At 62.9% G+C, this 11,136-nt stretch carries 6 protein-coding genes; all 6 read right to left on the minus strand.

Annotated features, from left to right (window positions below; translation table 11 throughout):
• Positions 1–337 precede the first annotated feature (337 nt).
• Positions 338–2,677, minus strand: coding sequence for a DUF6493 family protein (locus tag HXO69_RS03545; protein ID WP_296545340.1), 2,340 nt, complete (start codon positions 2,675–2,677; stop codon positions 338–340).
• On the minus strand, positions 2,670–5,600 hold the full coding sequence (locus tag HXO69_RS03550) for an endonuclease (protein WP_296545341.1): 2,931 nt from the start codon (positions 5,598–5,600) through the stop codon (positions 2,670–2,672). The genes HXO69_RS03545 and HXO69_RS03550 overlap by 8 nt, the downstream gene beginning before the upstream one ends.
• A gap of 72 nt (positions 5,601–5,672) precedes the next feature.
• Positions 5,673–8,444, minus strand: coding sequence for a DUF6493 family protein (locus tag HXO69_RS03555; protein WP_296545342.1), 2,772 nt, complete (start codon positions 8,442–8,444; stop codon positions 5,673–5,675).
• 69 nt (positions 8,445–8,513) lie between these two features.
• Positions 8,514–9,923, minus strand: coding sequence for an SWIM zinc finger family protein (locus HXO69_RS03560; protein WP_296545344.1), 1,410 nt, complete (start codon positions 9,921–9,923; stop codon positions 8,514–8,516).
• Positions 9,924–10,124: 201 nt separating this feature from the next.
• Complete coding sequence (gene secG, locus HXO69_RS03565) at positions 10,125–10,382, minus strand: preprotein translocase subunit SecG (RefSeq protein WP_005506130.1); 258 nt, start codon at positions 10,380–10,382, stop codon at positions 10,125–10,127.
• Positions 10,383–10,490: 108 nt separating this feature from the next.
• Positions 10,491–10,955 carry a hypothetical protein gene (locus HXO69_RS03570; RefSeq protein WP_296545345.1) on the minus strand — a complete coding sequence of 155 codons (465 nt, stop codon included), beginning with the start codon at positions 10,953–10,955 and terminating at the stop codon, positions 10,491–10,493.
• Positions 10,956–11,136: the final 181 nt, after the last annotated feature.

Here is an 11,136-nt window from a genome sequence, read left to right on the forward strand (position 1 = left end):
TTGCGTTTGGTCATCGGTGACCTGCGGGGGTGCGTATTCGCGAGGCAACAGGCGGTTACGTCATTCCGTGCGGGGCTCGCCAGTCATCTGCATCCCGTCATCGCGGTGGGAACGGCGGTTAAAAGAAAAATGGCGGGAAGCGAAGAATCCGACAAATATAAGAAAAAGATATTTCAGAAAGTAGGACTCTTCATGATCCGCCATTACCTATAGAGTACTCCCGCCCCGCGACGGTGGTCAAACCGTTTCGTCACCGAAGCATGCTTGGGGTTTTCCACCCGCCGGTGAGGCTCTAGCTAAGGGGCAAGTATCCTCACCGGCAGGTAGGTTTTTCGGGCTAGGACTCGCCCAATAGTGCGAGCGCAGCTTCGCGGGCGGCAAGCGCCTCCTCGGTCACGCGCGGGGTCACCGCCGCCAGGGCGCGCAGGCTCTTCGCCAACACCGTGGAGCCCTTCATTTTCGGCTCCAGCTCGGCGGGAATCTCAACCGGCGTACCATACAGTTCGGCAAGCTCCACCGCCAGCTTCACGATGGGAACACCCTGCCTCACCTGCGGAACTAACGGAAGGATTTGGCGCACCGTCTGGAAGACAGACCACCCCGCCAAAGGGCTCAGCGAAGCGGCATCGTTCAACGTCTGCACCAGACGATTCACCCCAAACCAGCCGCGCTCCAGAAGGTGCCCAAGCTCGCTGGCAAAAAGGTGCGCATCCCAGTTGCCGCGGTCTATGAGGGATGCAATCGTCTCCGCCGTCAACGCGCGACGCTCCGCGGCGTGCACTACAGAAGCCCACGCCAGGAAGTTATACGACGGCACACCCAGGGCACGCTCAGCCACACCGAGCGTCTGCAGAACCTCCTCAAAACCGTGAAGGCGAGAGAACTGATACACACTCAGCAACGGCTTATACTGCGCCGCCAGAAGGTCCGGGTTGTGGCGCATCGCCCAGGCATACCAACCGCACACTAGAGCAACAGACGGTACCTCAGTATGTTCCAGGGAACGCCCCGGATACTCCGCGCAAGCACCAGCCACCGTGTACGCCGCCGCCGTGAACGTGCTCCGTTCCGTGGCTGGTTCCTCCCCCGGCACCTGCCACAGCTCATAGGTGGAATCATTCACCTCATACTCGCCGTGCAGAACCTTCGGAAACGCCTCACGGTACGACTTGAAACGAATCACCGTACGCTCAAAAGAACGCTCCACCGCAGGTAGCGGCTCAGCCGGCAGAAGCGCAAAGCCCTGCCCCGCCGCGCCCTCACTGCTATAGGGTTGATCCCCGAACGCAACGCGAAGCTGCTCGTGGAATAGTGCCGTCGGCGACCGGTACGCCCAATATTCGCTACCCTTCCGCGGGTACCCCCTAAAGTAAAAATCAGAAGGCTGAAAACGCCCCACATGCTCCGCTACCGCCGCGGGGTCTGAGGCGTGCACATGCTGGACCAGCAGACGGTACGCCAGATACCGCAACTGGTCGCGACCATCATGCCAGGCACGACTCAGGTAGCGGCGCAGATGCTTCTGAAAAGCAGGACTGAACTCAATGACCCGCCCCTCCTGATGCGCCCGGTGCAGGTAGGCCAGCAGCGCCGGGATGCGGCGGACAGACTGCTCCCTCTCGTTGAGGTGGTAGAGGGCGAACAGTAGCTCCTCGCAGTCCCGGTCGTCGCGAATAGCATCACGGGTGGCTTCGGAGGCGCGCCCAGCCTGCGGCGTTGCTTTGAGGGCGGCGTTCAGCTCAGAGGCTGAGAACCCAAGGGCAGGGACATCCGGGATCTGCACGCTATGGGGCGGCTGATCTGAGGCGGGCTGAATCGAACTGAGTTGAATCGAACTGAGTTGAATCAAACTAGGCTGAATCGAGCCGGGTTGGCTGGACACAGTGCCAGGGCACAGCTTCTGTGCGCGGTCCTTGAGCTCCAGAGGAAGAACCTCCACAGCATCCTGCACATATGCAGACACCTCACCGGCACGTTCCGGCACCGCCCGAACACTCAACTCAAGCACATTCAAACCGGCAGTCATCAGCTTCTTCTCACGCCGGAACAGCAACTGCGCGGCGGCAGGTAATGCCTCCGCTACGAGGGTTTGAAGCTCATCAGCAGTCAGCGGCGCCTGACCGGCAGAGGTAGCACCGCCAGACGGCGCGCAGACCTGCAGAACACTCTGCAGCATCTGCGCACCCAAAGCAGCCGTGGTCGCCACCGGCGAAGCCAACAACGCCGGAATCAGCGCACCGTGCCGAGCATAGGATTGCGCCTGCTTCGCCAAAGCCTGCTTACGTTCAGCACCCCGCAGACCCTTCGGAACCGCCGTCAGCGCCTCAAAGGCACGCGAGAAAACGCGGGCGTTCTGCGGCGCATAATCACACAGCAACGCCTGAACGCACTCCTCCTCAATCCAGGCTCGATACTGCGGAAAATGCTCCGCCAAATACACCAGCAAATCATGACCGCAAATAGTCAGCTGCGCATCATAAATAAACCAGAGTGCTAGACCATTCGAGGGCATGGCGCCCTCCACGGTAAACAGCGCCCAGATTTTTTCCCAGTGTTCCGGATGCTCCCTCAAGAATTCAGCAATCGCCTCATCATCCATAGAACGCATGGAACGGCCCGGCACAATACGCCACAGAAACTCCTGCAGGTATTCGGCACTCCACGTCTTCTCAGCCACGTTGGGCTTCCTCAGAGCCTGACTCGAGCAGGGCGAGCGCGGCTTCGCGGGCGGCAAGCGCCTCCTCAGTCACGCGCGGGGTCACCGCGGCCAGGGCGCGCAGGCTCTTCGCCAGCACCGTGGAGCCCTTCATCTTCGGCTCCAGTTCGGCGGGAATCTCAACCGGCGTACCGTACAGTTCGGCAAGCTCCACCGCCAGGCGCACATAATCGCCGCCCTTCGTCAGCCCACCAACCATCGGCAACAGTAGGCGCAGAACCTGCAACACACGCCAACCCGCCAGCGGACTAATAGCCGACACCTCACGCAGGGTCGCCACCAGGCGGTTCGGAAGGACCATCCCGTCCTCCAGGGCCCATTTCAGGGTCTCAGCGAAGGTGGATGCATCCAGCAGGCCCGCCTCAAAGAGCGCCGCGATAGCTTCTGCCGCCGCCAGACGGTACTCGGGGTTCTTCGCGCTCGCCACGTAACCGAGCAGAGTGCAGGTCGGGGCGCCCACCTGCACGGTGGACTCCCTCAGCGCGCGCAGAATCGGCAATACGGGAGTCGCATTTTTATAGTCGAGTGTGGCCCTCCCAGCGAACATGAAGTATGCCGAGAGCAGGTCCGGGTTGTTCTGAAGCAGCCAGGACGCCCACTCGGTGAGCGCCGGGAGGAAGTCACCCAGCCAGCTGTCAACTCTGTCGAGATTCAGCAAATATACGAAGGGAATGAAGGCGGTGTTAAGAGCTTCGTAGGCGGTAGCCTCCTCGGGGCTCATGCCAGCGGTTGCGTGGCTCAGCACCTCGCGCGCCTTATCCGCGGTATCCGCAATGTCGCCCTTGACCTGCCACATGGGCTGGTACTCCACAAATTCCTCAACGTTAAACTTTTTGAAACCTGCCTCGCGGAGACGACCTTTCTGGCTGGCCTGCCGGTATTCCTCAATTCGATCAAAATCGAGACCGCGGTTGTAGCCACTCCAGGGCATATCCAGGCCAGAAACAGTGCGATAAGTCCAGTCACTGTAGGTAAGCTGACGGGCGGGTAGTGGTGCGCTCAGCAGACGCACCGTGCGTCCTTCCGTGCGGTATTCTCCCCCGGCGGCGACGGCACGCATCTGCTCGCGGAAAATCTCGTAGAGGTCACGGTAACCCTTCAACGGCTTGTAGTCAGCATTCCAAAGATGGTGTTTATTCTGAATAGTCAGACGTATCATCTCTTCCTTGCTCAGGAGCGCGTTACTCGGGCGAGCTCGTGCAACCATCTCACTACGGTCGGAATACTGCAGGAGCGGCGTCAGCTCGGATAGCTCCCAGGAATTGCATCCCATGGCCTCGGCGTTAGTATCCAACACGGCGCACAGCGCAGGCATACACGCGACGTTGTTGTAGTAATATTCGCTGGAAATCTTGCGCAGGGTACGAAGCTGCTGCTGATCCGCCGGTGCCAGCTTGTCGGTCGCCGCAAAGTGGTAAAGACGAGCCAGGTTCTCTCCCCTCGCAACGGGGAGTTCGGCCCCCACGATTTGACCGAGATGGGCGTTCGATTCCTCGATCAGCAGGGCGCAGAACTCGTTCACGTCCGCGATGGGGGTGAACGGCTCATGGTGCGGGGTGCCGGGCAACAGCACCGGCGGCACCTCTACGGAGGCGCCCGCCGCCTCCGCCTCTTCCGGCTGGGGTAGGCGGTCTTCGGGCAGGCAGGCTTCCGCAGCGCCGCGCAACTCCAGGGGTAGCACCTCGTAGGCTTCAAGAACACGGTCAGCAACATAGTTGGCGAGCGCCACCTGCTCGGCGGTTTGCGCCTTCTTGCGCTTGGCTTTGCTCACACCGGCGTATTGGGTGGCAATGAGCTTGAGCAGGCGCAGGGCGCCGCGCTGAATCTTCTTTTCGGTGCGGTAGAGGTTCGCGCCGAGTGCGTCGATGAGCTGTTCCAGCTCAACCTGTTCGAGGGGCTGCAGGTCGGGGGTTTTCTGCAGTGCGGCGGGTGCGCAGGCTTTGAGCACGTTCTGCAGCATGGTCTGGGCGAATCCGACGGAGGCGCTGGGCTCTGCGGTGAGGACAGCCATGAGCTGCCCGAAGCGTGCCCGGTTTTCTGCGTCGGTGGGCTGCAGATCGGTGTAGACGGAGTGGAACGCAGCCGAGTTGAATGCGCTGAAATCGCTGGTCAGGCCACGTAGCAGGGCGTCCAGAATCTCGTCGCGAATGTCGAAGTATTCGCCCATGAGGCGGCACAGTTCCGCGCTTTCACCCATGTAGTTGCCGTAGCCCTTGAAGAGCACCCCCTCGGTGCGGAAGACCGCCCAGAACTCCTGGTCGAGCAGGGTCATGTCACGGGTGAAGAAGGTTTTGAGCTGGGCGTGGTTGCTGGCGCTGTCCTTCTTCACGCAGGGCAGGGCTTCGTGCAGGAAAAGGACCAGGTATTCGGGGGCATCGCAGCTCAGGTTGCGGGCGCGAAGCAGCGTGTAGCAGGTTTCCCAAATTTTCTTCGAGCGCGCCCAAGAGTTCGACAGGCCCTCAATAAAACGCAGAATCCACTCGTCGGGGCGTTCGGTGGCGCCGAGCAGGAACGCGTCAATCAGCTGCTGGTCGGGGCGTCCTTCCCAGAGCAGGGTGCGCATGGCGCGGCCGGCGGAGCGGTGGTATTCCCACGGGTCGCCATCGGGGGTGCGCACGAGCGCCCCGGCAACGTAGGCGGCGAGCGGGGTGCGGTTAATGTGGTCGCTACCGATAACACTCCTGGGGGTGAGGGTTCGGGCAAGGGAGGCGCGTTCCTCCTCGGTGGCGCCGGTGATGACGGCGTGGTATTCCTGCACATCAGTTGATTCTGCCGCGATGAGGGCCTTGAGGGCGGCACGGCGCTCTTCGAGGGGGCGCTCCCCTGCGTTACGCTCACTGGCGCCGTGTTCGCTGGCGTTGTGCGGCTGGGCGGTATCAGTCATTGGTACCTGCTTTCGGAGTTGATGGTGAATGGTTGTGACGAGTTGAGCGGAGGGACTGAACGGGCGGGGCGCTTAGCCTTGCACCTGCTTGAGGATATTCCGGGCGTACCGCGCCTTCTGCGAAGAACCGGTCAGCGAACCCAACCAGGTACGCAGCGGCTCGTCCACGAGCTCCGCACGGGTGGCGGGGTCGAGAGTCGCCAACGCCTGGCTGAAAGCGCCCAGCAGCTTACCGAGCGAGTTCGCCCCGGTATCCAGGTGCGGTATGAGGCGCGCGAAGAAGCGCACCACCCGGCGTGCATCCAGCTGAGCGAAGTCGGTCAGGGCAAGCGCCCAACGGTTCAGCATCGCCAGCGGCACAAAATTCACGAACCCTGCGGTGGCATCCTCAAGGCTGAGCTGGTCATCCAGCACGCGGTGCATGATTTCCACGGCGAGGGACCGAATCTCGACGCGTTGCTCCGAGAAACCCGCGGCAAACACGAAGGCGCATGCAGGACCCCACACCCCGGGGTGCGCCGCCAAAGCCAGGTAGAGTTCGCGGTCGAAGGCGGAGTGGTCCAAGGTGTACCAGTTGCTGCTAGCGCAGTAGTACGCCAGCGGTTCTGCCCACGAGGGGTAAAGCAGGGTGTACTGTCCTTCTTCGTCACGGTGGACGGCGGCGAGGCCTCGGAAAGCGTTCAGCTCGGGGGTGGAGGCGCCGTCCTGCACCCCGTTCAGCTGAAGACCCCAGCTTTTCTCCCTCTGGGATACCGTGATGGATTCCAGGTAGGGGTTGACGCGCCCGGTGGCGAGGGTGCCGTCGAGGGCGGAGCGGAGCACGCGAATCTGTGTAGGCGCAGAGCGCGGAGCGTCCTCCTGAGCGTTCTTCACGTATTGCTCTTCGAGGCTTTTAAGCAGGGTCAGCGCCTCAGCGCGGCGGCTCTGTGCGTCCTGTCGCTGCTCGTCGGTAGCGTACGGAGGCAACACTTCCGGCACGCGCACACGCAGTAGCGCCGCCGTGAAATCATGGCGCAGGATGGTGGCTCCATCAGCCAGGTTCTTGGCGTACCGGCGCACCAGGGTATCCGGATGCGCCCACCCGCCGAGCAGTTCAGGGGTGGCGAGCGGCGTGTAGCTCTGCCTGCTCTGTAGCACGCCGAGGGCATCCTTGAATCCGGTGCTGAAGAACGCGGCGTGGCGGGAGTACATGGTGTGCAGGTTCGGCACCGTACCGGGGTCTTCTTTCGGGGTCATCTCCGATGCCTTCGGGCGCTCGCGCAGCTTCCCGGCGGCGGTAAGAACCGTCAAATGCGCGCGCATATCGAACCATTCCAGACCCCAGTGGTTCAGCTTTTTCAGGCAGAGGGGAACAAGCTGTTCGAGCAGGTTCGGGCTCTGCGCGGTGCCGTCGGCGCTGAGCAGGTAGGCGGTGAGCAGTTCCAGCTCCAGCTCGCATCCGGCGTGCGTTTCGGGCTGGTCCGCTTCATTGAGCGTATCGGGGGTGGCGCAGGGCGCAACCTGATGGTGCAGGAGCGCACGGGCGCGTTCTTGCACGTCGGATGCGGTCACGGGGCGCACGGGAGTGTCCCAGTACCGGTGGATTACGGCGCGGGAGGCGGCGAGCGCCTCCGCGGCGGCGGCTTGAATTTCTGCGGCATCAGTGAGGGCGGTGCTTTCATCCCCACTCCCCTGGCTATTCTCCGGGCTGTACCCATCTTCGAGGAGCGGCGAGCCATCTTCCTGACTCTGCGCCACAACGAGCGGATCCAGCTGGGATCGGTAGTCGCGGTAGAGTTCGCGGGCACGTTCGGCGAACACGATAGCGTCGACGCTCGCATTGTCTGCAGCGCCCGCCTGCACCCATTCTTCGAGGTGCTTGAGGGCGGCGGCCTGCACCTGGGCGTGGGCGTGGCTGAGCGCCATAACCACCGCATCTTCGCAGGCGGCAGCGTCGAGGGTGCCCGCACGGTACAGCGTCTGGAGCATGGTCAGGATTTTGAGTGCGTTCGCTTTGGTTCCGGCGCACACGGCGGGTGCCGCGTAGGCGAAAGCGGTAGCATCCAGCGCCTGCGGGTTTTTGCTCCAGAGACGGTGAATATGCTGCACGCCGAGGGTCACGCTCGGGCCGATGGGTGAGGAGAAAAGCGTCAGAAATTCGCTCTGACGTGCCGCGATTTCTTCTGCGGTGAGTTTGAGCCCGGTGACCAGGCGTGAGAACCAGCCGACCCGGTACGCCGGAAAGTCGCTCATGAGGGAGCTCAGGAGCGCATCAATCAGGCGGTCACGGCTAATCAGCCCGGTTTCGGAGGCTTCGATGAGGGCGCACGACCAGCCGGGGTTGTTCTCCTTCTGCCCGGGCTTGTAGGAGTCGCGCTGGGTGAGGGATACGTCCCGGTTGCCTTCGACGGCGAGCATGCCCCAGATGAGTTCTTCACGGAGCTGTTCGTCCTCGCGCAGCAGCGGGAGGATCAGCTCGCGGTCGCAGTTGATGAGGGCGGTGTAGTATTCCTCATTGTGTTCGAGGCGCGCCCCGCCGTAGAGCTCAGCTAGGCGCATGGCAACACTTCCGGTGAACCAGCCGAACTCTGCGTAGGCTTTAACGCGGTCCTGCGTGACGGTTCCGGGCTTATTTTTGCCGACCTCGGAGCCAAACGGGGTGCTGATGATGTCGAAGTACTGCCAGCGGCGGTAAATCTGCTCGAGGGTGCCGCCGACCGCCAGAATGTTGGCGAGGTTGCGGTTGAAGTGCATGATGTCGCTCCAGGTTTTCTGTTGCCTGAGGAGCGGGTGGATGACTTCACCGGGAAGCGGCTCGGTGATGACGCCTTCGGGGAAGGTGCGCGTTTCGGGTCGTGCGTTCATGGTGGTCTTTCGGGTGGAAGCTGAGGCGAGCTTTTGGGGCGTCGTCTTTTAGTGCGGTGCGTGGTGTGTCTAGCCGGCGGCGTGTTCGCGGTAGAGAATACTGACCGCCAGCGCGTGCTTGCAGGGGCCGCGCGTACCGCGGTACTTCAACCACCAGGGACAGGAGCAGAGGTACCCCTCCACGGCGTACGGGTCGGCGGGCAGCACCACGGTGTACGTGTTCTCGCCGCTGCGCACACTGTACTCACCGGTGCCGTGCTCCCCCGCACCGACCCGCTCAATAGCGCCGGAGTCGGCAAGCTTTTTCGCACCGACCAGGCGCGGGTGCATGGCGGTCAGCGCCTCCGGATGCACGGGTAGCGGGCGGTGGAAATACTCGCCGGCATGCGCGTCAAAACCAACCTGACCGGAGGAAGCCAGCAGGGCGAGGGCGTCGCGGGTTGCCGCCTCGTCCAGGCCTGCGCGGGCAGACATGACGGGCACGTCAATGCGCGGCTCGAAGGAAAGCAACACGCTGAGCATGTCAGCGTTCTGTGCGGTGTTCGGGTTAGACAGCGCCTGCAGCACGGACCCTTCACCGGAGAATCCGCGTGACTTTTCGGGGCTCAGACCGATGCTCAGGCGTGCGCCGGGCAGGTGCGCGACCCACACGCTGGGCACGGGCGCGTTACCGGCGGTCACGGGCTCACTGTACGCGTCCAGGCGCTGAATGTGGCGGATGAGCGGCTCGAGCACGCGCAGGCGCTCGGGGCCCGCCACGCATACGGATCCGGCGGTGGCGCGGGTGGCAAGACGCAGGGAGCGCACGGCGCGGGTTGCCCACAGGACCGCCTTGGTGCTGGAGTTGCGCGGCAGGGAGTGGATGAAGGTTCGGGCGGCGGCAGCGTCCAGGCTGTGCACGGGGCTCATGCGGGATGAGAGCATCTGCGTTTCTGCAAAGCCCTTGAGCCAGCGGATTGGCAGCGGCACTTTCTCCTCCATGACGGAGCCGTCAAGGGTGGTGGTGAGCAGCCCGTCGTCGCCGACGTTCAGGTGAATGGGCTCCCCCGCCCGCAGGGATGCGAGCGCGGCACGCAGGGGCTGGTTGACGTCTACATTGGTGACGCCTACGGCGCTGTGGCTTGCGTCGAGTGCGCTGGAGTCAACGTCGAGGCGCGCGTACACTCCGCAGCAGGCGCTGAACGATTCGAAGCGTAGGCCTTCGGCGGTACTGGTGACGACGGGGTCTGCGGCGCGTAGGGCTCCGGCGAGGGAGCTGGGCGGTACGTAGAAGCGGGTGCGGGCGACCCGGGCGACGACCAGTAGTGCGGTGGCGTAGACGTCTGCTCGTTCGAGGAACCCGGAGAAGAAGTACGGGTGGGAGGCGGCACCTTCGGGGGTGCTGCCGCCGCTGGTGGCGAGGCTGAGCGCGCGGGAGTCGGCGCCGTCGATGAGGGCTGACGGGGCGGTGTACGTGTAGTCGAGGGTGTAGGCGCTCATGGCTTCTTTGCCTTTCGTATGTGGTGTATATGTCCTATCATGCCGTAAAGATTCGCGCCCCGCTACCGCTTTCGTCATTGCCGTTTGGTGCATAAAAAATCCCCGGCATTCTCGGTTGAGAAGTGCCGGGGGAGAAGCTCTGTTGGCTCACCGCGAAGGGGTGGCGTGGGCTCTGTCTAGAGGCTCTAACTAAGGCTCTGGCTAGACGACAATCTGGCCGTTGAAGCGCATTGCCAGGCCGTACAGGACCACTGCGATAACCCAGATGACGATCACGGTGACGGTCAGGCGGATCAGGTTCTTGGACGCCATACCGGAGGAGTTCAGGGAGTTGGTCATACCGCCGCCGAACATGTCGGAGAGGCCGCCGCCCTGACCGCGGTTGAGCAGCACAAGCATCACTGCGATCACGCTGGTGATGGCGATGATGACCATGAGTACGTTCATGATGACGTCCATGGGGACCTTCCTTCGTTGTCTTCTGGTGGGGTGCCTGGGCTGCGGGGCGCAGACAGACGGGTTTAACTATACGCTACAGCCGCCATTCGGTCACGTTGAGGCGGCTTTTTATGCGGCGCGGTTGCTGCGGCGCTGGTATTCGCTGGGGGTCAGCTGCAGGGCAGCGGGGCGGTCGGTGAGCACACGCTGGGCGGTGAGTTCGTCGCCTTCGGTGTCGTAGGCGCGCACGTATCCGCCGTCGATGAGGTAGTAGGTGAACTGCTGCGCGGCTGCCCAGTAGGCGCCTCCTTCAACGTAGAAGCCCTGGTCTACCCAGTCGCGCAGGGTGAGGGTGACGGGGATTTCCGGTGAGGAGGTGCGGCTGTAGAGCTGGTCGAGGAATGCTTCTCGGCGGCTCTCGAAGTACTGGTATTCGGGCGAGGGTTCCTGGTATTCTGCGCCGCCCGCGTAGCCGATGTTGCCGCCGTCATTGCCGGGTAGGCGCGGGGCACTCACTTTGCGGTTGCGCAGGTAGCTGTAGAGAATCATGCCGACGAGGGCTGCGATGACCAGGGAAAAACCAAAGCTGAACATGCCGTTAAGTGTACGGGGCGAACCGCGGGGTTGGCGTATTCTGGGTGGGTTTTGCGGTTAGGGGCGAACGCGCCCGGCTCTTCTCCCCCGCCTCTTACGTCTGACTCCTACTCCCGGCTCTTACCCCCGGCTCTTATACCCACCGCTATCTCCGGTGGCGGTTAAATGGTTCAGCGCCCCG

Origin of the sequence: Rothia sp. (in: high G+C Gram-positive bacteria), assembly GCF_015265375.1 — a bacterium.
Classification (GTDB): Bacteria; Actinomycetota; Actinomycetes; order Actinomycetales; family Micrococcaceae; genus Rothia.